At 57.2% G+C, this 25,483-nt stretch carries 22 protein-coding genes; 8 read left to right on the top strand and 14 right to left on the bottom strand.

The genetic code is table 11. From position 1 onward, the window contains the following. Positions 1 to 203: 203 nt before the first annotated feature. From VMV64_RS16255 to VMV64_RS16220, 8 genes are all read right to left on the bottom strand, one after another. Positions 204 to 1,328 carry a deoxyguanosinetriphosphate triphosphohydrolase gene (locus VMV64_RS16255; RefSeq protein ID WP_325332564.1) on the bottom strand — a complete coding sequence of 375 codons (1,125 nt, stop codon included), beginning with the start codon at positions 1,326 to 1,328 and terminating at the stop codon, positions 204 to 206. Beyond that, positions 1,321 to 2,409 carry a 3-dehydroquinate synthase gene (gene aroB, locus VMV64_RS16250; RefSeq protein WP_325332231.1) on the bottom strand — a complete coding sequence of 363 codons (1,089 nt, stop codon included), beginning with the start codon at positions 2,407 to 2,409 and terminating at the stop codon, positions 1,321 to 1,323. Before aroB ends, VMV64_RS16255 begins: the two co-directional genes overlap by 8 nt. Positions 2,410 to 2,532: 123 nt before the next feature. Next, positions 2,533 to 3,123 carry a shikimate kinase AroK gene (aroK, locus tag VMV64_RS16245; RefSeq protein WP_325332229.1) on the bottom strand — a complete coding sequence of 197 codons (591 nt, stop codon included), beginning with the start codon at positions 3,121 to 3,123 and terminating at the stop codon, positions 2,533 to 2,535. Between the two features lie 93 nt (positions 3,124 to 3,216). After that, positions 3,217 to 5,364, bottom strand: a complete 2,148-nt coding sequence (gene pilQ / locus VMV64_RS16240; RefSeq protein ID WP_325332227.1) for a type IV pilus secretin PilQ — start codon at positions 5,362 to 5,364, stop codon at positions 3,217 to 3,219. Positions 5,365 to 5,386: 22 nt separating this feature from the next. Then, the gene (locus tag VMV64_RS16235; protein WP_325332225.1) at positions 5,387 to 5,905 is read right to left on the bottom strand and encodes a pilus assembly protein PilP; all 519 of its coding nucleotides are present in this window, start codon (positions 5,903 to 5,905) and stop codon (positions 5,387 to 5,389) included. Beyond that, positions 5,902 to 6,534 (bottom strand): type 4a pilus biogenesis protein PilO, encoded by a 633-nt coding sequence (locus VMV64_RS16230; RefSeq protein WP_325332223.1) that lies wholly within the window; start codon positions 6,532 to 6,534, stop codon positions 5,902 to 5,904. The genes VMV64_RS16235 and VMV64_RS16230 overlap by 4 nt, the downstream gene beginning before the upstream one ends. Next, positions 6,531 to 7,133 carry a PilN domain-containing protein gene (locus VMV64_RS16225; RefSeq protein WP_325332221.1) on the bottom strand — a complete coding sequence of 201 codons (603 nt, stop codon included), beginning with the start codon at positions 7,131 to 7,133 and terminating at the stop codon, positions 6,531 to 6,533. The genes VMV64_RS16230 and VMV64_RS16225 overlap by 4 nt, the downstream gene beginning before the upstream one ends. Continuing rightward, on the bottom strand, positions 7,130 to 8,221 hold the full coding sequence (locus VMV64_RS16220; protein WP_325332219.1) for a pilus assembly protein PilM: 1,092 nt from the start codon (positions 8,219 to 8,221) through the stop codon (positions 7,130 to 7,132). The genes VMV64_RS16225 and VMV64_RS16220 overlap by 4 nt, the downstream gene beginning before the upstream one ends. Before the next feature lie 191 nt (positions 8,222 to 8,412). Between VMV64_RS16220 and VMV64_RS16215 the strand changes: the two genes are divergently transcribed. From VMV64_RS16215 to VMV64_RS16205, 3 genes are all read left to right on the top strand, one after another. Continuing rightward, the gene (locus VMV64_RS16215; protein WP_325332217.1) at positions 8,413 to 10,746 is read left to right on the top strand and encodes a penicillin-binding protein 1A; all 2,334 of its coding nucleotides are present in this window, start codon (positions 8,413 to 8,415) and stop codon (positions 10,744 to 10,746) included. Between the two features lie 155 nt (positions 10,747 to 10,901). Beyond that, the gene (locus tag VMV64_RS16210; protein ID WP_325332215.1) at positions 10,902 to 11,405 is read left to right on the top strand and encodes a hypothetical protein; all 504 of its coding nucleotides are present in this window, start codon (positions 10,902 to 10,904) and stop codon (positions 11,403 to 11,405) included. A 199-nt stretch (positions 11,406 to 11,604) separates the two neighbouring features. Then, the gene (locus VMV64_RS16205; RefSeq protein WP_325332213.1) at positions 11,605 to 12,378 is read left to right on the top strand and encodes a flagellar brake protein; all 774 of its coding nucleotides are present in this window, start codon (positions 11,605 to 11,607) and stop codon (positions 12,376 to 12,378) included. A gap of 45 nt (positions 12,379 to 12,423) precedes the next feature. Here VMV64_RS16205 and hemB read toward each other — a convergent pair whose 3' ends face one another. After that, complete coding sequence (gene hemB / locus VMV64_RS16200) at positions 12,424 to 13,428, bottom strand: porphobilinogen synthase (protein ID WP_325332211.1); 1,005 nt, start codon at positions 13,426 to 13,428, stop codon at positions 12,424 to 12,426. A gap of 425 nt (positions 13,429 to 13,853) precedes the next feature. After that, positions 13,854 to 14,480, bottom strand: coding sequence for a ribosome biogenesis GTP-binding protein YihA/YsxC (gene yihA / locus VMV64_RS16195; RefSeq protein WP_325332209.1), 627 nt, complete (start codon positions 14,478 to 14,480; stop codon positions 13,854 to 13,856). Positions 14,481 to 14,577: 97 nt separating this feature from the next. On the opposite strand from yihA, the gene VMV64_RS16190 reads away from it, so the two are divergent. The 5 genes from VMV64_RS16190 (at position 14,578) to VMV64_RS16170 (ending at position 20,060) form a co-directional block, all read left to right on the top strand. Continuing rightward, positions 14,578 to 15,198: a c-type cytochrome gene (locus VMV64_RS16190; RefSeq protein ID WP_325332207.1), complete on the top strand. Its 621-nt coding sequence runs from the start codon at positions 14,578 to 14,580 to the stop codon at positions 15,196 to 15,198. Positions 15,199 to 15,278: 80 nt separating this feature from the next. Beyond that, the gene (locus VMV64_RS16185) at positions 15,279 to 17,339 is read left to right on the top strand and encodes a cytochrome c biogenesis protein ResB (RefSeq protein WP_325332205.1); all 2,061 of its coding nucleotides are present in this window, start codon (positions 15,279 to 15,281) and stop codon (positions 17,337 to 17,339) included. Between the two features lie 2 nt (positions 17,340 to 17,341). After that, positions 17,342 to 18,487, top strand: coding sequence for a c-type cytochrome biogenesis protein CcsB (gene ccsB, locus VMV64_RS16180; RefSeq protein WP_325332203.1), 1,146 nt, complete (start codon positions 17,342 to 17,344; stop codon positions 18,485 to 18,487). A 158-nt stretch (positions 18,488 to 18,645) separates the two neighbouring features. After that, a complete protein-coding gene (locus VMV64_RS16175; RefSeq protein ID WP_325332201.1) occupies positions 18,646 to 19,278 on the top strand; it encodes a c-type cytochrome in 633 nt (210 codons plus the stop codon). A gap of 68 nt (positions 19,279 to 19,346) precedes the next feature. After that, positions 19,347 to 20,060, top strand: a complete 714-nt coding sequence (locus tag VMV64_RS16170) for a c-type cytochrome (protein ID WP_325332199.1) — start codon at positions 19,347 to 19,349, stop codon at positions 20,058 to 20,060. Positions 20,061 to 20,073: 13 nt separating this feature from the next. Here the strand turns inward: VMV64_RS16170 and VMV64_RS16165 are convergent, their stop codons facing one another. From VMV64_RS16165 to hemL, 4 genes are all read right to left on the bottom strand, one after another. Further along, positions 20,074 to 21,234 carry a hypothetical protein gene (locus VMV64_RS16165; RefSeq protein WP_325332197.1) on the bottom strand — a complete coding sequence of 387 codons (1,161 nt, stop codon included), beginning with the start codon at positions 21,232 to 21,234 and terminating at the stop codon, positions 20,074 to 20,076. 158 nt (positions 21,235 to 21,392) lie between these two features. Beyond that, positions 21,393 to 22,640 (bottom strand): DUF2201 family putative metallopeptidase, encoded by a 1,248-nt coding sequence (locus VMV64_RS16160; RefSeq protein ID WP_325332195.1) that lies wholly within the window; start codon positions 22,638 to 22,640, stop codon positions 21,393 to 21,395. Positions 22,641 to 22,789: 149 nt separating this feature from the next. Beyond that, positions 22,790 to 23,836 carry a MoxR family ATPase gene (locus tag VMV64_RS16155; protein WP_325332193.1) on the bottom strand — a complete coding sequence of 349 codons (1,047 nt, stop codon included), beginning with the start codon at positions 23,834 to 23,836 and terminating at the stop codon, positions 22,790 to 22,792. Between the two features lie 354 nt (positions 23,837 to 24,190). Continuing rightward, on the bottom strand, positions 24,191 to 25,480 hold the full coding sequence (hemL, locus tag VMV64_RS16150; RefSeq protein WP_325332191.1) for a glutamate-1-semialdehyde 2,1-aminomutase: 1,290 nt from the start codon (positions 25,478 to 25,480) through the stop codon (positions 24,191 to 24,193). Positions 25,481 to 25,483 lie beyond the last annotated feature (3 nt).

Raw genomic sequence — 25,483 nt, 5'->3', positions numbered from 1 at the left:
AACCTGAAGGTTAGCCTTCACTGAAACTTCGTTTTGTGAAAGAGGGGCTAGTTATGCATACGCCCGACTGTCTCGCCGTGGTCGGCGCGTAGCGGCGAGAGCCCGGCGGGGACACTCCATGCGGGTGAACAAAACTCAAAATGAAACAAAAGACTAGCGAGGGCGCGTGCAATTTTACGAAATATCCGGGCTAGAATCGCTCTTCAGGTTTCTTCCACTGTGAACAGGCGCCGGTACTCCCGGATGGCGTAGCGGTCAGTCATGCCGGCGATGTAGTCGGCAATGGCGCGAGGCTTGTCCTGTTGGGCTTTTTCCTGGTATTGCGGCGGCAGGAGGCGAGCGTCGTCGAGAAAAGCCTGGAACAGTTCGCGGATGATGCGCCGCGCCTTGCTGCTCATGCGCATGACGCGGTAGTGGCGATAAAGCTGGGCGTGCAGGAAGCGCTTCAATTCCTGTTGCTCCTCCCGTATCGTTGGGCTGAAGGCGATCAGGGGCGGTGCTTCACGCACGTCGCCAATGGATCTGGGGGCGGCGGCAGTGATGTTTTCCGTGCTTTGGCTGATCAGGTCCAGTGCCAGGGTATTGATCATGCGGCGCACAGTTTCATGGATCAGGCGCCGGTCGGCCAGGTCGGGATAAAGTTCGCGCACTATTTTGAGGTGGCGGGCGAAAAGGCTGACCTCGGCCAACTGTTCCAAAGTGATCAGGCCGGAGCGCAGGCCGTCGTCGACATCGTGATTGTTGTAGGCGATCTCGTCGGCGAGATTGGTCACCTGGGCTTCCAGTGATGGGCGTTTGTCGTGCAGGAAGCGTTCGCCCACCTGGCCCAGGGCTTCGGCGTTGTGGGGAGAGCAGTGCTTGAGGATGCCCTCGCGGGTTTCGAAGGTCAGATTAAGGCCGTCGAATTCAGCATAGCGCTCCTCCAGCATATCCACTACGCGCAGGGACTGGAGGTTGTGCTCGAAGCCGTCGTAGTCCTTCATGCAGCCGTTGAGTTCATCCTGACCGGCGTGGCCGAAAGGCGTATGACCGAGATCGTGGGCCAGCGCGATAGCTTCCACCAGATCCTCGTCGAGGCGCAGATTGCGGGCGATGGTTCGTCCGATTTGCGCCACTTCCAGGCTGTGTGTCAGTCGCGTGCGAAACAGGTCGCCTTCGTGATTGACGAACACCTGGGTCTTGTATTCGAGCCGGCGAAAGGCGGTGGAGTGAATGATGCGGTCACGGTCGCGCTGAAATTCGCTGCGCCCGCCGGGCACCGATTCAGGGAAGCGGCGGCCTCGCGAGGTTTCCGACAAGGCCGCGTAGGGGGCGAGGCCCTCAGGCATGGCGGGTGGTTTCAAGCAGGGTTTCCCGCAACACCTGTTCCGTGACATCGGCGGTGATCACCGCTGTGCCTATCGTTTTTAGCAGCACGAAGCGCATTTTGCCGTTTTCCACTTTCTTGTCTATCGCCATGTGCTCCAGATAGGCATCCACCCCGAGATCGGGTGCGCTGACGGGCAGCCTGGCGCGTTCGAACAGCGTACGGATGCGGCACACCTCGGCTTCGCTGATCCAGCCCAGTCGCTGTGACAAGGTTGCCGCGAGCATAGTGCCGGCGGCAACGGCCTCGCCGTGGAGCCAGTTACCGTAACCCATACCGGCTTCTATGGCGTGACCGAAAGTATGCCCCAGATTGAGCAGGGCGCGGACGCCGCCTTCGTGTTCATCGGCGATGACCACTTCCGCCTTGTTCTCGCAGGAGCGCTTGATGGCATAAGCCAGCGCCTCAGGGTCGCGCGCCAGCAGCTTGTCAATGTTTTGCTCCAGCCACTCGAAAAAAGGCAGGTCGCGGATCAGGCCGTATTTGATCACTTCGGCCAGGCCGGCGGAGAGTTGGCGGTCGGCCAGGGTGCTCAGGGTGGAAGTGTCGGCCAGTACCAGCTTGGGCTGGTAGAAGGCGCCGATCATGTTTTTCCCCAGCGGGTGGTTGATCCCGGTTTTCCCGCCCACCGAGGAATCCACCTGTGCCAGCAATGTGGTTGGAATCTGGATGAAAGGTACACCACGCAGGTAGGTGGCGGCGGCAAAGCCGGTGAGATCGCCGATGACGCCCCCACCCAAGGCGATCAGGGTGGTCTTACGCTCGCAATGTCGCGTCAGGAGGGCGTCGTAGATCAGGTTTAGCGTATCCGAGTTTTTGTATTCCTCCCCATCGGGCAGGATGATAGTCACGATATCCACACCTTCCGCCGCCAGCGGTTTACTCAATGCATCCAGATACAGCGGCGCTACCGTAGTGTTGGTGACGATGGCAACCTGCTTGCGGGCCAGATGAGGCAGAATCAATTCGGGGCGCGTCAGCAGGGCGGTGCCGATGTGAATCGGGTAAGCGCGCTCGTTCAAGTCTACGGTAAGGGTTTGCATGGGTTGTGGTAACGGCTTAAGTTGAAACAATAATGTCAAAATAACCACCGATCCAGTTCCTTCCCCCTTTTAGGGGGAAGGCTAGGATGGGGGTGAGAGGGTGATTTTATTGATACAGCATCTTTATCGAGACTTTTTACCCCCATCCCAACCTTCCCCCTGCGAGGGGGAAGGGGCAATGGTGAGAGGCGCTTGTTTTGATTCGAGCTGTTTCAGCTGTTCTTCGATCTGGTGAACCAGTGCATGGACGCTTTGTGCTCCCGAGTCCACAATGATGTCCGCGATTTCACAGTACAAGGGGTCGCGCTGCGTAAAAAGCTCTTTTAGTTTTGCCAGAGGTTCGGCGGTTTGCAGCAGGGGACGGTTTTTGTCGTGACGGGTGCGTTGCCACAGGTCCTCCACCTTTGCGCGCAGGTAGATCACCGTGCCGTTGCGGCGGAGGTTGTCCCGGTTTCGGCGGCTCAATATCGCGCCGCCCCCGGTCGCCAGCACGATGTTTTTTTGTCCGGTAAGCTCCTCGATAACCGCCGCTTCACGGGTACGGAAACCCGCTTCTCCTTCCAACTCGAAAATCAGGGGAATATTGACCCCGGTGCGCTTTTCGATTTCATGGTCGGAGTCGACAAAGGGCCTGTTGAGGTGCCTGGCGATCAGCTTGCCTACGGTGGTTTTGCCTGCGCCCATCAGCCCGATTAAAAAAATATTGCCTGTCACTCGTTCCCTTTAAGGGTTGTCATCGTGACAGGCATTTTAGCGGAAAAAAGGGAGCTTGGTGCAGCTAACGTTCCAACAAGCCCATTCGAGGCCCTATCTCAGGTTGAGGCTTTCCTTGAGAATCTTGGGGGTGACAAAAACCAGTAGTTCTCTCTTGTCATTACGTTTGTCGGTGTTTCTGAACATAAAGCCGAGAACTGGAATATCGCCGAGCAGTGGCACCTTAGTCACCGTGCTGGCTTCCTCCTGGTTGAAGATGCCGCCGATTACCACTGTCCCGCCATTCTCCACCAGCACCTGAGTGGTAATCTGCTTGGTATTGATAGCCGGGCCTGCGACGGTGTTTTCACCTCGGCTGTCCTTGCTGACCTTCAGGTCCATGATGATATTGTCGTCAGGCGTGATTTGCGGCTTCACTTTCAGGCTCAGCACGGCCTTCTTGAATGTCGTGGTGGACATGTTGGCGGTGGTTACCACGTAGGGGATGTCGGTGCCATCCTCGATGAGAGCCTCTGACTGGTCGGACGTGAGCACGCGCGGGTTGGAAATGATCTTCCCCTTGCCATCCGCTTGCAGCGCTGACAGTTCAAGATTCAGAAAGCGGGTCGCATTCGATTTAAACAGGAGCAGGGACAAGACCCCGGCTGTGCCAGCGGCGCTTTTTGCGGGCAGGCTGACATTCATGGAGTCGTTGGGCCAGGCAGGAGTTGTTGAACTTTGACCGGTGTGGAACCCAGTGTCATTCAGATTGCCCCCGATGACTGCGCGTGCATCCCCGGTTAGCGGAAAGCCTTGCCCCCCCATATCGTGAAAGCCGAGGCGAGCCCCCAGTGCTCGGCTGAAAGTGTCGTTTGCCTCAACAATGCGCGCTTCAATCATTACTTGCCTGACCGCAATATCGATCCGGTTGATCAATTTCCGGACTTCTTCCAGCTTGGCCGGGGTGTCCTGGACAAAGAGCATGTTGGTACGCGGATCCCAGACGGCGCTGCCGCGTTTAGAAAGGATTTTCTGTTTGTCGTCTGTAAGGATCTTCTGGAAGGACTCGGCCTTAGTGTATTTAAGCTGGAAGGTTTCCGTCCGCACCGGTTCCAGTTCAGAAATCTGTTGCCTTGCTTCCAGATCCAGTTTTTCTTTGGTAGCAAGCTCCTCGCTGGGGGCAATCATGATGACATTGCCGGATTTGCGCATGCTTAATCCCGATTGCTTAAGGGTAATATCCAGGGCCTGGTCCCAGGGAACGTCCTTCAGGCGAAGGGTGGTGGAGCTTCTGACGGAATCGCTGATAACGACATTCATTCCGGCAAAATCTGCAAGGACCGCAAGCAACGTGCGGGTTTCAATATTTTGGAAGTCGAGGGAAAGCTTCTCACCGCTGTAGCCGGTCTTTGTTCCTTGCACCAGTTTGCTAGGATCTTCAATAATCGGTTTGATGTCCAGAATGAACTGGCGGTCGGTTTGATATGCGGAGTGTTCCCACAGCCCCTTGGGTTCGATCACAATGCGGGCATTGTTACCATGAGCAAAGGTACTGACTGTTTGCACCGGCGTGCCGAAATCCACAACATCGAGCTTGCGCTCCAAGTTGCGTGGGAGGGTGGCATTGATAAATTCCACTACGATGGATTTGCCTTCGGTGCGGATATCAATACCGGTATTTGCATCGGAAAGGTCGACAACGACCCGGCCTTCACCGCCTTTGCCGCGGCGGAAGTCGACGTCCTGCAGAGAATGTTTTTGTGTGCCGGGGAGAGCTTCGGCAAATTTCGCGCTCATATTTGAGGTCACTCCGGTGGCTTCGGTACCCTGCAGAGTGATCAAAAGGGTGTTTCCGGCAATCTTGGTTTCATAGCCGGCGGGCCTAGCCAGATTGAAGACCAGCCGGGTGCGGCTACCTGACTGAACAATATTCAGGTTACGCAATACGCCTTCACCGACATCGATATTGCTTTTCCCCAATGCGTTGGCCGTATCCGGAAGATCCAGCGCAATTCGCGGCGGATTGTTGACGGCAAACCCGGCAGGCGGATTTTTCAGGGCGTGCTTCAGCTTCAGGGTGATCAATAATTTGCCACTTTGAAGGGCAGAATAATCCACGCTTTCGATGCTGTTTTGCGGCATCTGGGTAGTTTCCGGATTGGCGCCACGAGGCTCGACAGCCGCGTGGCTGCTGGCAAGGAACAGCGTGATCAGGCAGGCGGCCTGGAGAGAAAAACGAAATGTCGATTTAATAGTGTTCATGGCGGCCTCTTTTACTTTTGTTTTACTTTTGGCCTGGCGCGCTGGCCAGATTAATGCGGGTGTTTTGCTCGACCCAATTCCCGGTGCTGTCCTGAACGATTTCTGTCATGACAATTTCGTTCTCCGTAATTTTAGTGATCATGCCGAAATTTTGCCCCATGTGCTCACCAATTTTGACCCTGTGCAGAGTGCCGTCAGAGGTTCTTATCAAGCCATATCTGACCTTGTTTTGTTCCAGAAAGCCGACCATCTTCAGGTTCTCAAGCGGATATTTTTCTAGTTCTTCTTTGTTGCGCTTGAGATCAGGCTGGAGTCCGCCGCCTTGACCTGGTTGTAATTTGCGTGGCTTGAAAGGGTCAGGCAAGTCGAAAGCAGTGTAGGCGAAAGATTCATAAGGCTTGATTTCCGGCAAGGGTTCAATCTTGCCACGCAATCCTTCCCCGGACTCGTTGATGAATCGCTTCAAATCATCCAAGCCATCCCCGCTGCAGGCCGAAAGGCCAAGACTGGCTAGAATTAAAAAAAGGTGGGTGGGCCTCACTTCTTGGCCTCCTTGGCAGATTTTCTCTGCGCAGCTTTCTGCGCTGCGAGTTCGTTTTCATCAAGGTAGCGGTAGGTTTTTGCAACGGCGCTCATGGTCAATGTCTGGCCGCTGGGGGTGATATTGATTTCATTTAGGGTGACGATGCGCGGTAGGCGTGAAACATCGCTGGCAAAGGCTCCGAGGTCATGATAATTGCCGGTTACGCGTATGGAAATGGGTCGCTCAGCGTAAAACCCGGATAAGGTTTCATTATCTGCGGGTCGAAACAGTTCAAATTCCAGTCCGCGTCCCAGGCCGGCTTGGTTGATGTCCGTCAGGAGCGCATCCATTTCAGCCTTGTTGGGCAGTTGTTTGATCAGCGCGCCGAAAGCCTGTTCCAGATCTTTGAGCTGTCGGCGGTATGTATCCAGATTGACAGCCTGTTTTTTCTTCGAGATAAAGGTTTCGCGTAGTTGCGATTCTTTTTCTTTGGCGATATCCAGGTCGGCAAGCTGGTTTTGCCAGTCGAACCAGTATCCGGCGAAAAGGATTAGTATGAACAGTCCGCATAGCGCAAGCGCTTTCGGAACTATTGGCCAGTTGCCAATGTCTTTCGGATGGAGTTTTTTGAAATCGTCCAGATTCATGCTTTTTTATCCTTGGGCTTGGCGCTGCCCTCCACCTTGTCCTTGTCGGCGGCGGCCGCTGGCGGGACAAGTTTGACGTTCAAGGAAAATTCGCTGGCACGCAGGTTGTTTATTGTGGCGGCTTTGACCTCGATCAAATTTGGGGTCTGCAGCCAGGGGGAGGCTTCCAGGCTGCGCATCAATGTGGCTACTCTTGCGTTGGATTGCGCATACCCTTGCAGGCTAATGTTATTGCCACTTTGTTTGACTGCTTTGAGATACACCCCGTCAGGTAATTGGCGTACTAGTTGGTCAAGCAGATAGACGACTGACGAGCGATTGCTCTGCAGGGTTTCCACCACTTGCTTGCGAGCCAGCATGGCTTGCGTTTGTTCTTTCAGGACTTTGATTTCTGCAATCTGGTCATCGAGTTTCTTGATTTCCGTTTCCAGAAAGTTATTTCGTGCCCCCTGATTTTCTATCTGGGTGCCCAGTATGGTATGAACCATAAATACAATCAGCAAGCCCAGTACCGAAGCGGCGCCTGCCATAAAGGCAAGCTCGCGCTGGCGTGCGGCTCGTTTTTGCTCGCGATGGGGTAACAGGTTGATGCGGATCATTGATCGAACCTTCGCATGGCAAGGCCGCAGGCAATCAGTAATATCGGTGCGTCCTGCGCCAATTGGCGGGGTTTGACGCGCGAAGAGATCGCCATGTTGGCAAAAGGATTGGCAACGGAGGTGCGGACCTGGGTGCGTTGCGAAACGGCTTCGTCCGCGCCAGGGGTCATGGCGCATCCACCCGCCAGCAGAATATGGTCAACCCGGTTGAACTGGGTTGAAGAGAAGAAAAACTGCAGTGCTTTCGCCACTTCCAGCGCGAGCGAGTCTAAAAAGGGTTGAAGTACTTCGGTCCCATAGTTTTCCGGCAGGCCGCCGTTGCGTTTCGCAATTTCGGCTTCTTCCGCCGACAGGCTATAACGGCGCTGGATTTCCTGGGTCAGCTGATTTCCGCCGAAAGTTTGCTCGCGCATGTAAACCGACTGGTTGTTGAGCAGCACGTTGACATGCATCATGGCGGAGCCGATGTCGATGAGGGCAATGGTCTGATCCTGTCCGGCATTAGGCAGTTGCGGGGCGATCAGCTCATAGGCGGTTTGGGTCGCGTAAGATTCCACATCCATGACCAGCGCTTTTAGTCCGGCTGCTTCGATAGCGGCGACCCTATCCTCAACTTTTTCCTTGCGTGATGCCGCGATTAAAACCTCGGCTTCCTCCGGATTGTTTGGAACGGGGCCCAACACTTGAAAATCCAGGTTGACCTCGTCCAGAGCGAAAGGAATATACTGGTTGGCTTCGCTTTCCACCTGCATCTCGAGTTCATTTTCACTCAGTCCGGCAGCAACAATGATTTTTTTGGTGATGACGGCCGCCGCAGGTAAAGCCAGAGAAACGTTTTTGGTCCGCGTTCCCATTTGGCGCCAGGCGTGTTTAATGGCTTCCGAAACCGCTTCGAGGTTTGCGATGTTGCCGTCTGCAACCGCATCTTTTGCCAGGGGCTCGATCGCATAGCGCTCGATACGGTACAAGCCTTTACCGGCATCGCTGAGTTCGACCATCTTGATGGATGAAGTGCTGATATCAACGCCGATGAGAGGCGGAGATTTTGCCTGCAGGAAATCGAGATTCAAATTGAAGTCGAGCTGCAACGAATTTCCTTTTCAATATTGGCCGGTTATGTGCGTATGCGTATAATTTACATTAAATGCTAGCAACAAGTGCTGAGCGTGTAAAGTATTTTTTTGGCGTTTCTTTTGTCGAGCCAGTGCGCCTATAATCCTCCCCTTAAGTAATTTATGTCAATTGGCTCTGATATTAAATTAAAGTTAGAAAGCGTTTGATGAACTCACGTTGGTGGCGATATCCGCTGTTGGCCTTCTCGGCCTTAGGCCTTATTTTTTCTGCTGCGATCATGCTGGCGGGAATTCTGGCCTACCCTGACCTCCCTTCGCTGGAGGTGCTGACCGATTACCGGCCCAAAATCCCGCTGCGCGTTTATACCGCGGAGGGCGCGTTGATTGGCGAGTTTGGCGAGGAGCGGCGTGCGCTGATCAAGATTGGGGACGTGCCCAAGCCGATGCGGCTAGCGATTCTGGCTGCAGAGGACGACAGGTTCTATAGTCATGGCGGGGTGGATTACATGGGGGTGGTGCGCGCAGCCCTGGCGAATCTGACCGCTGGCGGCGCCCGGGAAGGCGCGAGCACGATTACGATGCAGGTGGCGCGAAATTTTTTCCTGTCCGGAGAGAAAACGCTGACTCGCAAATTCAGCGAGGCGCTGCTTGCGCTGAAAATCGAACACTATTTATCCAAGGACCAAATCCTCGAACTTTATGTTAACCAGATTTATCTGGGGCAGCGCGCCTATGGTTTCGCCGCTGCTGCCCAGACCTACTTCGGGCGCCCGCTTGAACGATTGACCGTGGCAGAGGTTGCGATGCTGGCGGGACTCCCCAAGGCGCCCTCGCGCTACAACCCTGTGGTTAACCCGAAGCGGGCAAAAATTCGGCAGCAGTATGTCCTGCGCCGCATGCATGATCTCAAATACATTACCGATACGGAATATCAGGCCGCTCTGGCGCAGCCTCTGGCGGTGAAGCGTGAAGTGCATAATACAGAGGTCAAGGCGGATTATGCGGCGGAAATGGTCAGGCAGGCGATGTTCGAGCGCTATCAGGAGGCGATTTACAGCAGCGGTATGAAAGTTTACACCACGCTGCGCAAGGCGGACCAGGAGGCCGCCTATCAGGCGTTGCGCCAGGGCGTGCTGGATTATGACCGCCGCCATGGCTACCGTGGGCCGGAGGGTTTTGTTGAGCTGCCGGTTAGAACGGCAAATCTTGATGAACTGCTGGAAGACGCTTTGGCGGATGCGGATGAAAGTAACGGCCTGGTGCCGGCGATCGTTCTGGAGGCGGGTTTGAAGCGGGTAAAGTGCTACATCAAGGGGGGTGAAACTGTCCAGATTAGCAACGAAGGCCTGAAATTCGTGCTTAAAACCCTGAGTGACAATGCCAGCCCGAAAACACGGCTGCGCCGAGGGGCGCTGATTCGCGTCCAGAAGGATGACAAGGTGGGGTGGCAGATTTTACAACTGCCGCAAGTCGAATCGGCGCTGGTCTCGGTGGTGCCTCAGGACGGTGCGATTCACGCTCTGGTCGGAGGGTTCGATTTCAACCGCAGTAAATTCAACCACGTCACACAGGCGTGGCGTCAGCCGGGTTCGAGCTTCAAGCCGTTTATCTACTCGGCGGCGCTGGAAAAAGGCTTGACCGCCGCAACCGTCATCAATGATGCCCCCATCGTTGTGGATGCTGCCCAAACCGGTGGCCAGGTCTGGGAGCCGAAAAATTTCGAGGGTGATTATGCCGGCCCGATTCGATTGCGCACCGCCCTGACCAAGTCGAAGAACCTGGTTTCTATCCGGGTGTTGCAGTCTATCGGCCCATCGTATGCACAGGATTACATCGCCCGTTTCGGCTTTTCGCCAGAGAAGCACCCGCCCTACCTGACTATGGCACTAGGGGCGGGATCGGTAACCCCTATGCAAATGGCCGCGGCTTACTCGGTGTTTGCCAACGGGGGCTACCGTACGCAGCCTTATTTGATCGACCGGATTGTCGATGCACGCGGGACTCTGCTGGTGCAGGCCAAACCCAAGCGTGCTGGCGATGATGCTGAGCGCGCGATCGATGCGCGTAATGCGTTTATCATGACTTCCATGATGCGCGATGTGGTACGTTTTGGTACCGGTGCGCGCGCCATGCAACTGAAGCGTCAGGATCTCGCCGGAAAGACCGGAACCACCAATGATCAGGTGGATGCCTGGTTCACGGGTTTCAGCCCGGGCCTGGTGGCAATTGCCTGGATCGGCTTTGATCAGCCTCGTTCCATGGGCGGAGCCGAAACAGGTGCGCAGGCGGCGTTGCCGATCTGGATGGGTTATATGGGCAAGGCGCTGAAAGGCGTGCCGGAAACAGATCTGGTGGTGCCGGAAGGTGTGGCGACAGTCAAGATCAACCCACAAAGCGGACGCCGTGTTCCCGCAGGGAGTGAGGGAATTTTAGAATATTTTTATCAGGAAAATATTCCGGCCGAGCAAACCGGCTTATTCGAAGGCTTCTTTGGCGGTGGCGGAAAGTCTGCAGAAGAGGTTAAGGATCAATTGTTCTGAATTGCCAAGACCGGATGACCCTACCTAAAGACTTGGGAGAAAAGCCCGCCCAGCTGTATCGGGAGAGAGAAAAAGCGGCGAATCTCCGAATGCGTGAGCGAATTGCGCACCAAGCGGCTCGCATTCTTGCGGAGGACGGTCTTCAGAATTATGCCTTGGCCAAGCACAAGGCCGCTCGCCAGATAGGTGCGCCGGACACCCACAACCTGCCTGATAATGACGAAGTGGAGCGAGCCTTAAGGGATTATCAGGCTCTTTACCAGCGGGATGAGCAAAGTGTGCGTTTGCGTCAGTTGCGGCAGCAGGCATTGAAGGCGATGCGCCTGCTGGAGCCGTTCCATCCTTATCTTACCGGTTCGGTTTTGAATGGCACGGCGACCCGCCACTCGGACATTAACCTGCAGTTGTTCACGGATAGCGCCAAGGAGGTGGAATTGTTTCTACTGGCCAGGCAGATGTCCTATAAAAGCGGCGAAAAACATCTCCATTTCGGGGGTGAAGAGCGCTCCCTTCCTGTCTTTACCTTGCGGGAGGGCCCCGCAGAAATTAATGTTACGGTTTTTGCCACGAAGGACATACGCCAAATTCCGCACGGCCATGCTGAAAAAAATGCGCGCGCGCATGCCAGGCAGGTCGAGGCATTGCTTGAAGAGGGATAATGCCCTTATACTTTCAAGTGCACTTTTGCCTGCTGCGCATAGTAAAAGGATTTTGCGTTTTTGTTTTTCTAAAAGCTTAGAGCTAAAATTTTATGACACCTTCATTGCCTTCCTGCCCGCACTCTTGCCATATAAATTTATGGGCAATCCTTGCGGGGTGTCAAAATGACATTCTTTCTGCAGTTTCTAGTGGGGCGACATGGTGAATCCCACCCCAAATTCGTCCCGGGGCTTATCGGTTGCCGACGAAGACGACGCCAGCAGTTTTACGGTTAGCTGGAAGAAAGAGATTGTCTACATACTTCGCGCAGCGATGGAAAAGACCGAGCTGGTAAGCGCTTATTTTAATCGCGGCGAAAGTTTCATACTGACATCCATCATCGCCATAGACCCGGACGAGGAGCTTGTTTTTCTGGATTTGGGCGCTAACGAAGTGTTCAACAAAAAAATTCTCGATAGTGAAAAAATTATTTTCGTTACGGCCCATGACAAGGTCAAGGTTCAGTTTGTCGGCCGCTGGATAGAAAAGGCCCGGCGCGAAGGCCGGGATGTGTTCAGGATCGAGCTTCCCAAGTCATTGATCAAGCTGCAGCGGCGGGAATATTATCGGGTGACGACGCCTATAGCCAACCCGTTGAAATGTATCATCTTAATGGAAGGCCAGCGCAAGGTTGAAATGGTGGTTGCAGACATCAGCATCGGCGGAGTGAGCGTGGTTCTCCCGCCGGCAGATGCTGTCGTTGAACCGGGAATGATATTCAATGGATGCAGCCTGGTTTTGCCCGAGATCGGCAATATTGTGGCGACCCTGGAAATACGGAACGTGTTCGAAGTGACTTTAAGAAACGGGTTGAAAACCAGGCGGGCAGGCTGTCAGTTCGTCAACTTGTCGGCCAATATGCAGTCCATGATTCAGCGTTACATTATCAAAGTGGAGCGGGAGAGAAGGGCCATGGAACTGGACCGGCAATAATTCGTAGGGTGATGGGTGATGAAAACCTTTCGACCATCACTCCATTTAGCTTTCCTTGAGCCAGTTCGCCGCATCCAGTGCAAAGTAGGTCAGGATCCCGTCCGCGCCGGCGCGCTTGAATCCCAGCAAGGCCTCCAGCACGCAGGCCTTCTCATCTAGCCAGCCATTCTGGGCGGCCGCTTTGAGCATGGCATATTCGCCGCTAACCTGGTAAACAAAAGTGGGTGCCTGGTAGGTGTCCTTGATGCGTCGAACGATGTCGAGATAGGGCATGCCGGGCTTGATCATCACCATATCGGCCCCTTCTTCGAGGTCCAGTCCGATTTCCCACAGGGCTTCATCGCTGTTGGCCGGATCCATCTGGTAGGTATATTTGTTGCCCGTCCCCAGATTGGCGGCGGAGCCGACCGCGTCGCGGAACGGCCCGTAAAAGCTCGAGGCGTATTTGGCGGAATAAGCCAGAATCCGGGTATGGATATGATTATGAGCATCGAGCGCGTTGCGTATCGCGCCGATGCGTCCATCCATCATATCCGATGGGGCGACCACATCGGCGCCGGCCTCGGCGTGAGTGAGCGCCTGCTTTGCCAATACAGCCACGGTCTCGTCATTCAAAACGTAGCCGTTGCCGTCGATCAGCCCGTCCTGGCCATGGCTGGTGTAGGGGTCGAGCGCAATGTCGGTGATAATGCCTAACTCCGGAAAACGCTGTTTCAGGGCGCGCACCACGCGGGGTACCAGGCCTTCTGGATTATGTGCTTCAGCCGCATCCAGACTTTTGAGGGGCAGATCGATCACCGGGAAAATCGCCAGAGCCGGGATGCCGAGCTTGACGCATTCTTCCGCCTGATGAAGAAGCTTGTCCAGGGTTTGCCGGATCACCCCAGGCATGGAGGCAACCTTCTCGCTGCGGCTATTGCCGTCCAGGACAAACACCGGGTAAATAAGGTCGGCCGGCGTCAGCAGGGTTTCGCGCATCATACGACGGGAAAACTCGTCGTGCCGCATGCGTCGCATGCGTTTATGAGGATATTTGCCCAAAGCGTGCATACCAGTCCTATTCTTAGGATGGAGTCCGCGGATCGCGCGGACTCACTATGTGTTGCATCGAAAATGCTGAAATCTATGTCAACCCGGATGTTTCATAAATTCGCGCGCCCTCGCTGGTCTTTTGCTTCGTAGGGAAATTTTGTTCAGTCGGGCGTATGAATAACTACGCCACTCTTTCACAAAATCCCCCTACAAAACAAAATCCTGCGCGATCATCACGCGAATCTATGAAACACCCGGGTTAAGCGCGGAACTTTATTCAAGCCATTCCACTCTGAGCAAGTGGACGATAACCCTTTCGTCCCCCGCTTTTCCTCCCTGAGCGGGTGCCTTAATCCCCTTTAAGGCGTTTTGTCCCCCCGGGTTTACTCCCCTTTACCCGGGGGTTTTTTTTCCCCAAAGATTATCAATGTCGCCAGATTGCGTCAATGCGCAACAACGGCCCCCGCATCCTCCTGGGAGGCGGACAGCCATTTTCCTATCATCGCTTCCGCTTCGTCGAGGCCGGTCCGTTTCAAGCTGGAAAAAAGTTGAACCGTGCAGTTTGGGTAAGTGCGCTCGAGTTCCGCCCGAACGGCGCGCAGAGTGGTCGTGGCTTGCTGCTTGCTGAGCTTGTCCGCCTTGGTGAGCAGGACATGCACCGGTTTGCAGGTGGGGATAAACCAGTTGAGCATTTGGTGATCCAGCGGGGTGAGCGGGTGGCGGGCATCCATAATCAGCACCAGCCCGTATAGAGATTCCCGCTCCATCAGGTAGCGGCTCAGCACGCTCTGCCAATGCACGCGCATGGCCTCGGGCACCTTGGCGTAGCCGTAGCCGGGAAGGTCGACCAGAAAGCGGTCGTTACCGAGGCTGAAAAAATTGATCAACTGGGTGCGCCCCGGCGTTTTGCTGACAAATGCGAGGCGGTTGCGGTTGGCCAGAGTGTTGATTGCGCTGGATTTCCCCGAGTTGGAGCGGCCCGCAAAGGCAATCTCGATGCCGCTGGGCGGCGGCAGGTCGGTGAGCTTGTCCGCCGAGATAAAAAACTGTGCTTCTTGAAATAATGCCATGTTGTTCCTTTTTCAGTCTGGCATGATAAGGCAAATTTGATATAGAATGCCAAGTTATTTTTAGTAAATCCATACAACGGTTTTTAAGGAGCAAGCAATGAAACAAGCCATGGTGATGGCAGCGGTTGTCGGGTTGATGGCCGCATCAGGGGTAAACGCGGAAACGGTAGCCAAGGCTGACCCGGCGAAGGCTCAGCAGATCGTCAATACAGTCTGCATTGCGTGTCATGGTGCGGATGGCAATAGCCCGGTTGCGGCCAATCCGAAACTGGCATCCCAGCATCCTGATTACCTTAACAAGCAGCTGGCTAACTTCAAATCGGGCGAACGCAAGAATCCAATCATGACGGGGATGGTCGCGGCCCTTACTCCGGAAGACATGAAGAACCTGGCGGCCTATTTTGGCGGGCAAAAGCAGGCGCCGGCCGCCGCCAAGGACAAGGCGCTGGCAACGCAAGGTGAAAAAATCTATCGTGGTGGTGTGGCTGCGATGGGCGTGCCGGCCTGTAGCGGCTGCCACGGCCCTGCTGGTTCCGGCATCCCGACGATGTTCCCTCGCTTGGCCGGCCAGCATGGCGAATATATCGAAACCCAGCTGAAGAATTTCCGCACCGGCGAGCGCGCCAACGACCCTGGCAATATGATGCAGATGGTCGCCATGAAAATGTCCGACAAGGACATGAAAGCCGTGGCGGAATATATTACCGGGCTGCACTAAATTGATTCTCTGATCAAAATCAGACGGCAATAAGAGAAAGGGTGGCGCAAGTCACCCTTTTTTGTCAGTTGAGAATACCCATGCAAGCAATGCGCACACCGTTTTCCAGAGCCGTTTATGAGCTGTTGAGTTCAATGCGGTTCGCCATCAGCCTGCTGACCGTGCTGGCGATTGCCTCGGTCATCGGCACGGTGTTGAAGCAGAATGAGCCCTATTCGAATTACCTGATCGAGCTGGGCCCCTTCTGGTTCAAAGCCTTCGCGGTGCTGGGGCTGTACGACGTCTATCATGCCAGCTGGTTCCTCGGCATCCTGACCTTTCTGGTGCTTTCCGTCAGCGCCTGCATCTACCGGCAGGTGCCGCGCATGCTGCACGAAATCCGCTCCTTCCGGGAGCATGCCGCCGAATCTTCACTGCGCGGTTTCGTCCATCAGGCTACGTTCCCGGCGGAAATGGCGCCCGCCGCAATGCGGCAGCGCTTGACCGGGTATTTGTCCGGCCAGGGCTACCGTTTCAAGCTCGGTGTCGAAGACGCACAGTCCGTGCTGATCGCCGCCAAGGCCGGCAGCTACAATCGCCTGGGCTACATCCTGACCCACGGCGCCATCGTGATTATTTGCCTCGGCGGCCTGATCGACGGAAACATCCCGCTCAAGGTGCAAGAGCTGCTGGGCTACAAGAAAATCGAAACCCGCGATCTGCCGGTTGACCGGGTTCCCGCGCTCAGCCGCCTTTCCCCGGCCAATCTCTCGTTTCGCGGCAGCATTTCGATTCCGGAAGGGGGGGCGGCGGACGTCGTTTACCTGAATGTTGCCGACGGCTATCTGGTGCAGGATTTGCCCTTCCGCATCCGCCTCAAGAAATTCCGTATCGAACACTACGCTACCGGCCAGCCGAAATCCTTCGAAAGCGACATCGTCATTGCCGACCGGGATTCCGATAAGGCGTTCGAGGGCACCGTGTCGGTGAATCACCCCATCATCTACAAAGGCGTCGCCATCTATCAGGCGAGCTTCGGCGATGGCGGCTCGAAGCTTTCCATGAATGGCTGGAACCTGTTTGCGCCGACCGCCACCCCCTTTCCCTTCAACGGCGTGGTGAGTCAGAGCTCCAGTCTTGCCAACGGCGAGGCGCAGTATTCCGTCGAAATTACCGAGTTCAAGGTGTTCAATGTCCAGGACACCGGCGAAGAGCCGGCGCCTGAAGGGAGGTCGCCGGATTTCTGGCAGAAGGCCTCTCGCGTGCTCGGCGAGGCGGCCTCTTCGGCGCCCAGGAAGCGGGTGCACAACGTCGGACCCAGCTACCAGTACAAAATTCGCGATGCCCAGGGCCAAGCCCGGGAGTACCACAACTACATGCAGCCGCTGGCGATCGACGGTGTCCGCTATCTGGTGAGCGGGGTGCGTAGTGCGCCCAACGAGCCGTTCCGTTACCTGCGCTTCCCGGTGGATGAAAATGACGGGATCGAGGGGTATATGCGTTTGCGCGCAATGCTGTTCGACCCGTCGCTTTACCCACAAATCGCGCGCCGGTTTGCGGCGGAGGCGATGCGGGAGGAGGCGGGCAACGAGGCGTTGCGTGCGAAGCTGACGGAGAGCACGGTGAAAGTGGTGGACCTATTCGCCCATGGTGGTTTCGATGCGCTCGCCAAACTCATCGAGAGCTCGGTGGCGAAGGCCGAGCAGGAAAAGGCGGCCGCAACCTATCTCAAGGTGCTGGAGCACGCCCTGCTCGGGGCCTATCAGATGTCGCGCGAGCGGGCTGGACTTAAGCCCGCACCGGTCAACGCGCAAACGCTGCAATTCGTGCGCGACAGCCTGAATGCGATCAATGACAGTTACGCCTATGGCGGGCCCGTCTACCTGCAACTGACCGGCTATGAGGAAGTACAGGCCAGCGGCCTGCAATTGACCCGTTCACCCGGCAAAAACATCGTCTATACCGGCTCGGTGCTGCTGATCCTGGGCGTATTCGCGATGTTCTATATCCGGGAACGCCGCATCTGGCTGCTGGTCAAACCGGAGCATCAGGGGCAACCGGGTGAAGTGCTGTTTGCCATGTCGAGCAACCGCAAGACCCTGGATTTCGAGAATGAATTCAACCGGCACAAGCAAAACCTGGCCGAGTTGCTGAAAGGATAACGATGGAAGCGATACAAGGGGGTTATCGGCGCCCCGCTTTTTTCCGTGGCCTGAGCGGGTTCGACTGGGTTTATTCCGCGGCCCTGGTGGCAGGCAGCGTCTATGCCTACAGCCTGTACGGCAGCGATATGGACGCCTACGAGCAAGGCATCCTGTTCCTGACGGCCGCCTCGTTCATCGGCCTGGGCTGGTTCTGGAAGCCGATACGCGTTCTGTTGCCCGTGGTCGCGGCGCTCTCCCTGTTCGGCGTCAGCCAGTATCACGGCGAACTGGCCCGCGCCGGCCAGTCGTTCTGGCTGAAATACCTGTTCGCCAGCCAGTCCGCCATCATGTGGATGAGCGCGCTGTTCGTCATGGCCACGGCAGGCTACTGGCTCGGCCTGGCGACGCGCTCCGACTTCGCCAACCGCGTTTCCGCCGGCATTACCTGGAGCGCCGCAGCGATGGGGCTGATCGGCCTGATGGTGCGCTGGTACGAGTCCTACCTGATCGGCGCCGATGTCGGCCACATCCCGCTCAGCAACCTGTATGAAGTGTTCATTCTGTTTTCCATCATCACCGCGCTGCTTTACCTGTACTACGAGCAGTACTATCAGAACCGCCAGCTCGGCGCTTTCGTGCTGCCGGTCATCAGCGCCGCGGTCGCCTTCCTGCTGTGGTACACCTTTGGCCGCGAAGCGCATCACATTCAGCCCTTGGTGCCGGCTCTGCAATCCTACTGGATGAAAATCCATGTGCCCGCCAACTTCGTCGGCTACGGGGCATTCGCCTTGGCTGCCATGGTGGGGGTGGCTTACCTGCTGGTGCACAAAGGCCTGCTGGCGAGCCGCCTGCCGGCGCTGGAAGTGCTCGACGATGTGATGTACAAGGCGATCGCGATCGGTTTCGCTTTCTTCACCATCGCCACCATTCTCGGCGCGATGTGGGCGGCGGAAGCCTGGGGCGGCTACTGGTCGTGGGACCCGAAGGAAACCTGGGCGCTGATCGTCTGGCTGAATTACGCTGCCTGGCTCCATATGCGGCTGGTGAAAGGCTTGCGCGGCGCGCTGCTGGCATGGTGGGCAGTGGTGGGGCTGGTGGTCACGGCGTTTGCGTTTCTCGGCGTAAACATGTTTCTTTCCGGCTTGCATTCCTACGGGACATTATAGGAAACAAAAGTAACTTGGTTGACATATGTCAACATGCTTTGTCTGCACGCACGTTAAAGTACGTGCATTGAATCTACATATTTAATCGTTTGCCTTGGAAATCAAGCAAACCGCGAATATGCGGCAGGCCGGAGTGCCATGTATCAAGGAGATGAAGCGTGAAGCAATTCGTGGTGATGACAGCAATGCTGGCGGGGGCGGCAGTCTCCTGCGTCGCGGCAGCGGCCCCCCTCAAGGGTGACCCGGAAAAGGGCAAGCAGATCGCCTCCCAAGTCTGCCTGGCCTGCCATGGCGTCGATGGCAACGGCACCGAGCCGACCAACCCTGAATTTCCCAAGCTGGCGGGCAAGCAGCCCGAGTACCTCCTCAAGCAGCTCAAGGATTTCAAGGCGGGCAAGCGCAAAAACGAGATCATGGCTGGCATGGTGGCGAACCTGACGCCCGATGACATGGCCAACCTTTCTCTCTATTATGCAGGCCAGAAAGCCAAGCCCGGCGTGGTCAAGAACCCTGCCCTGGTGGCCCAGGGGAAAAAGATTTACATGGACGGCAACCCGGATGCCGGCGTGCCGGCCTGTGCCGGCTGCCACGAGCCGGATGCCTCCGGTTATGGTTTTTTCCCCCACCTCGCCGGACAGCATACCGAGTACACTTTTTTGCAGCTGAAGCGTTTCAATACCGGCGAGCGCGATAACGACAAGGGGCTGGCGATGCAGTCCGTCACGGCTAAAATGACGGAGCAGGAAATGAAGGCCGTGGCGGAATATCTTGCTGGCGTCCAATTAAAATAGGCTGGAACACCCCCTTCGGGTCGTATAGGACAAGAGCCCGTGCGGAATGGTATACAAGGAAATCAATAATGAAAAAACTTTGCTTCCTCGCGCTGGCTTTGACTGTGGCACAGTCAGTCCCTGCTCTGGCCGGCGTGCCCCAGCAGCCCAAGGCGCCGGGGATCGAATCCAAGGACTATATCTGGAATGAACCGGCCGGCGAAAAGGCCGAAATTCTCAAATTGAAGGGTGATACCGAGCGCGGCCGCAATGCCTACCGTGTTTGCCAGGGCTGCCACAAGCCGAACGGCGCCGGGCTGCCGGACGGCACCTATCCGCAGCTGGCGGGCCAGCACGCCACCGTGCTGATCAAGCAGATGGCCGACGTGCGCGATGGCCGCAGAGAAAACCCGAAGATGTTCCCGTTCGCCGGCAAGCATATCATCGACGTGCAGGAAATCGCCGACGTCGCCATTTACCTGCAGAACATGAAAATTCCGCACGACAACGGCAAGGGTCCGGGCACCAGCCTGGCGCGCGGCAAGGAGCTGTACAAGAACGACTGCCAAGTTTGCCACGGCGAAAACGGCGAGGGCAACGAGAAGAAGTTTTACCCTGTCCTGGCGGGGCAGCATTACAAGTACATGCTGCGCCAGATCGCGAATATCCGCGACGGCAAGCGCAGGAACGCCAACCCCAAGATGGTGAAGGTGGTGCAGAATTACACCGATGCGGACATGGAAGCGGTGGTGGATTATATGTCCCGGCTGTCCATGCCGGAGCGCAGCGCCGCCAGGCAGTGATTTATTCCCGGAATTAGCGCCGCCGCCTCGGGGTGGTGGCTGTGAAAGGCTGGCCTCGGAGTGCGGCAAACAGCTGCAGGATGGGGTTGATCACGGGTTCCAGCTTTTTGCGCATCAAGGTGCCGGAGGCGGTGGTAAGCGCCAGCACCGGTGTCGCTACTTCTGCGCCCATGCCGGCCAGTGCAACCATCGCCCGTATTTCTTCTGCCAACTCCGGCACCGTGTTGAGCAGTTCCCGTATTTTCACCAGCTGTTCGTGACCGGCGCAGAGTGCTTCGGCATGGGCAAGGGCAGCCTCGACCGAGCTTTCATGGTGGCCGAACTCCGGCCGCACCGCTGAGAAATAGGCTGCCACCGCGTTCAACAGGGCGACGACTACATCCTGGTTTTCCGGGCGACGCAACACTTCCTCGCTAGTCTGGAGGAAGGCTTGCCCCGACCCGGATAGCAGTCGTTCCAGCTGGCGGGCGTAAGTATTGCCCTGCTCGATTAGCGGTGTCAGTTTTGCCCGCTGGGCCTCCCAATCGGAGCGTGGCGTGCGCTGTTCCGGCAGATCGTCCGGCATTCGCTCGAGAAAGCCGATGTAGTAGGCATTGTCGTAGGCCGCCTTCTTCCACAGGCGCTGTCGGGCAGCAGCATCGGTCAACCCGGGCTGGAGCACGATCCGCACGGTGTCGATGATGATATGGGGTTCGTTTTCGAAGGGCAGATGTTCGATCAGGTAATCCGCCAGAATTTTGCCCATTTGCCCTTGTACGACGCATTCCCTCTCCAGCATGCGCCGGGCGTTGTCGGCGGTCGGCATGGCCCACCAGGCGCAACGCGCCAGTTCGTCGGTGAGGCCGTTGGAATAGGCGACTGACACTACCGCCTCGGGTTCGCCGAGCAGCAGCAGGCGGTCCAGTCCCTTGTCGCGCGCCTGCCCCATGCGCGTCCAGCGCTGGATATAGACCGGATAGCCGCCCGGCGAGCCGATGGCGTGGCCCGCGAGCAGTTCGCGCACCCGGCGCAGGTACTGGTCGCTGCGCCCGACCGGATGCAATTTGACCGCAGCTTCGCCGCGCGGGGACAGGCCGAGCACCGTCATGTTGGCTTCATCGATGCGGATGGCCTGGATTTCTCCGGCGAGCAGTACGTTGAGACGCAGGGCGTCTTCGGGTGTCAGTTCGGACATAGATAAACCTTAAAAACTCAATTGAACCGCAGAGGCGCGGAGGCGCAGAGGAACCATGTTTTTACTGAAAACTGCTGCTTCACCCGACTGGTGATGATGCTTTAAGCCTTAACATATGGTTTTTTCTCTGCGCCTCTGCGCCTCCGCGGTAAAGTTTTTCAATTCAACTGAATGCGTTGTCCCCATGGCACCGGCGCCTTGCCTTTGACCAGCCAGATGACGGGGTAATGAGGTTCTGATCGGGGGAAGTCGCCCTCGGCGTCGGTAAAATACAGCAACATGTCGGGCGTTCGCCCCTGTTGCTCGACCCATTCGAATACCGGCCGGAAGTCGGTGCCACCCCCACCCTGAAATTCCCTGGGCAGCTTGAATTCCTCCCAGGGTTCGAAGACCCACGGACCTCCTTCGGCCAGGGCGGTGTCGCAGGCATGCAGGGTGACCCGGGCACGCAACTGGCCTTTGAGCGTGTCGATCTCGGCCAGAAACTCGTTCAACTCCTCGCTGTTGACCGAGCCGCTGGTGTCGAGCACGACCACGATATCAGCCTGGGTGCTCCTCAGGGAGGGCAGGATCATCTGCCCCTCGCGGCGCGAAGGACGCATATAGCTGTAATCATCCCGGGCAACCTGGGTCATGTAGCGGGCCAGCAGCATGCGCCAGGGCAGCTTTGGCTGCATCAGTTCGCCCACCATGCGCGCCAGCAGTCCGCCCAGTTTGCCGGCCTGCTGCGCCTGCTGGGCAGCTCCTGCTAGGCGCTGCTGCCACTGTGAGGCAAGGCCTTCACGTTCCGCCGCAGTCAGCGGCTTGGGTTGAGGGGCGCCGCCAGATTGGTCGTCCTTCTGTTGGCCCTGCGAACTGCCGCCGGACTGGGACTGGTTCTGCTGATCGGATTGCTGACCCTGGCCGCCTTCGCGCTGCTCGTCCCCCTTTTGCTGGCCGCTGCTGGTCGGGTCTATGTCCTCGCCGTCATAGATGTGTTGATCCATCGGTTCATCGGTGTTGTTCTCGGCTATGCAGGGGTAGATCTCTTCGGCGGTCATGCCCTCGTAAAGATCCAGAACCAGGGCGCCGGGCGGTGCCTTGAGGCCATCCTTGATCAGCAGGGGATTGATGGCGAAGTCGCAGGCGACATCCCAGCGCTGCTTGATGCGATGCTGGCGCCGCGCGAAGTGGGACAGCGCGCAGTGCAGCGCTTCGTGCGCCAGTACGAACTGGGTCTCGTCCAGGCTCAGTGCTGCGATGTATTCCGGGTTATAGTAGAAGTTGCGGGCATCCGTGGCGGTAGTGCGGCACCACTTCGGGTTGGCGGCGACCATCGGCAGGCGCAGGGCGAGGGCGCCGAGAAAGGGTTTGTCCAGGATCAGCCGGGTGCGGGCGGCAGCCAGCTTGGTTTCGATTTCTGCCATGAATGGTTAACCACGAGGGAAAAGCAATAACCACGAATTACACGAATAAAGGCCACGAATTAACACGAATGAACCGATGTTGAGGGGTGTTTCATTCGTGTTAATTCGTGAACATTCGTGTAATTCGTGGTGAATGGTTTTTTTCAAAATCACATCTCGTACAGCATCAAATCGGCCACCGCGTTCGCCCACTTGGCGAACTGCGGCACGGCGAACAAAGGCTGGCCGATGGCGCGGTGCATGTCTGACACCAGCATGATGCCCATTTCCTTGAGCGGAAAACGGCTGGCGTAGTCGAGGATGTGGCCATGAATAGCGCGGGCATCGGCGCTGCCCTTGGCGCGAATGGCGCGCCCCACCAGGGCCGAGGCGACGGCGTATTGCAGGTCCACTTCGCGCGGCACGGCGACTTCCTCGCCACGCAGGATCGCATCCAGGTCCGGCATGCGGTCGAGGTTCTCGATGAAGGCGTTGAGTTCGAGTCCGGCTGCCGGTCCGACGCAAGCTTGCAGAGTGGGCAGCAATAGCTCGGGGTGGTCACCGAATTTTTGCAGGGCGCGGTGGGCAAATTCCCAGGAACGCGGGCTGGGGAAGGCAACCGGGTTGTGCGCCGGGTTGAAATCGAACAGCAATTCGGGACGGAAGCGCAGAAAACCGATCAGGCGTTCATCGATGTGGTTGGCGTAGGCCCAGGCGACCCAGTCGTCGAGATTGGCCTCGACCTCGAAATGGGAAAAACGGTTGGCCAGCGGCGCCGGCATGGTATAGGTGACGCCGCGATCGCCCTGGCGGTTGCCGGCGGCGAAGATGGCCCAGCCTTCCGGGATCTGGTAGGCACCCAGGCGGCGGTCGAGAATCAGTTGATAGGCAGCGGCGGAAACGCTGGGCGGTGCCGAGGTGATTTCATCCAGAAACAGGATGCCTTGCAGGCCGTGCCTTTTGGCATCGGGCAGCATCGAGGGGATGGCCCATTCAACGCGATCATCGATTCTAAACGGGATGCCGCGCAGGTCGGAGGGCTCCATTTGCGACAGGCGGATGTCGATCATCGGCACCCCGTGGCGTGCAGCAACCTGGGCGATGATCTGGGATTTGCCCACGCCCGGTGGCCCCCATAGCATGACGGGGGTGTGATGCCCTTCCCGGGCGCTCAGAAATTCGCGATCCAGGATGGTGGAAAGTTGGGCCGGACGCATGGTGCATTCCTCAATTTAGACTAAGTTTAATTGTATCGGAGTTCGAGGGTAAAATACTATAGTCAGATAGGCTATGTGTGGCGTGCAGAGTTTGAATTCAAGGGGGTTATGTCACAATCCGGCTAACCCTCTGCCTGATTCCATACCCTACTCTGGAGCAGGGTTGTTCAGCTCGGCAAGTGCCTCTAAGCCGGTCTCCGGCTCGGGCTGGAGGGCAGACTTTCAACCCTTGCCGTGAATTTCCCGCATCATGGTGTGGGTGGCGTTTGCCGCCTGGTGTCTGGCGATGGCCGCTGCTGCACCGATTTATAAGCAGAGCGGCCATGCATAGAGGCGATCAGAAAGCCTGAACTGTCACCGCCGGGACATTTCCCCAAAAACTTCGTCTGCGGCCTGCAAGGTTTTCCCGATTTCCACGTCGGTGTGAGCAGCGGAAACGAATCCTGCCTCGAATGCGGAAGGTGCAAGGTAGATGCCTTTTCCCAGCATGGCGTGGAAGAAATGGTTGAAGGCGGTCTTGTCGCATTCCATCACTTCGGCATAGCTGGTCGGGGGCGTGGCGCGGAAGTAGACGCCGAACATGCCACCAACGGACTGAGCCGAAAAAGTCACCCCATGCTTATTGGCCGCTGCGGTCAAGCCATCGATCAGCTTGCGGGTTGCTGCGGCCAGTTTGTCGTAGAAGCCCTGTGCCTGCACCAGCCTGAGCGTAGTCAGCCCGGCCGCCACCGCCACCGGGTTGCCGGACAGGGTGCCGGCCTGGTAGACGGGGCCGAGCGGAGCGAGCTTCTGCATGATGTCACGACGGCCGCCGAACGCCCCGACTGGCATGCCGCCACCGATCACCTTGCCGAGCGTGGTCAGGTCGGGAACGATGCCGAACAGTCCCTGGGCGCACTTCGGCCCGACGCGGAAGCCGGTCATCACTTCGTCGAAGATCAGCACGCTACCATGTTGGGTGCACAGTTCGCGCAGCGCCTTGAGGAACTCGGGCTTGGGCGCGACCAGGTTCATGTTGCCGGCAACCGGCTCGACGATCACCGCAGCAATTTCGTTGCCGATTTTCCTGAAGGTTTCCGCCAGTGCTGCGCTGTCGTTGTAGGCCAGTACCAGGGTATGCGCCGCGGTTTCTGCCGGCACCCCGCTGGAGCTGGGTTGGCCGAAGGTGAGTGCGCCAGAGCCGGCCTTGACCAGCAGCGAGTCGGCGTGGCCGTGGTAACAGCCTTCGAACTTGATGATCTTGGAGCGGCCGGTGTGGCCCCGCGCCAGGCGGATGGCGCTCATGGTGGCCTCGGTGCCGGAGCTGACCAGGCGCACCTGATCCATGCTGGGCAGCAGTGAGCACAAAGTCTCGGCCATTTCCAGCTCAAGCGCGGTGGGCGCGCCGAAACTCAAGCCATTGGCGGCGGTTTCCTGCACCGCCTTGACCACCTCGGGGTGGGCGTGGCCGAGGATCATCGGTCCCCAGGAACCGACGTAATCGATATACGCCTGGCCGTCTTCGTCCCAGACGGTGGCGCCTGCGCCGCGCTTGAAAAACAGCGGGGTGCCGCCGACCGAACCGAAAGCCCGCACCGGAGAATTGACGCCGCCGGGGATGAACTGGAGTGATTTCTCGAAAAGCTGCTGGTTGCGTGAGGTCATGGT

The sequence above is a fragment of the Sulfuricella sp. genome, assembly GCF_035531155.1.
Lineage (GTDB): Bacteria > Pseudomonadota > Gammaproteobacteria > Burkholderiales > Sulfuricellaceae > Sulfuricella.
This window is presented reverse-complemented; position numbering and strand designations above follow the sequence as displayed.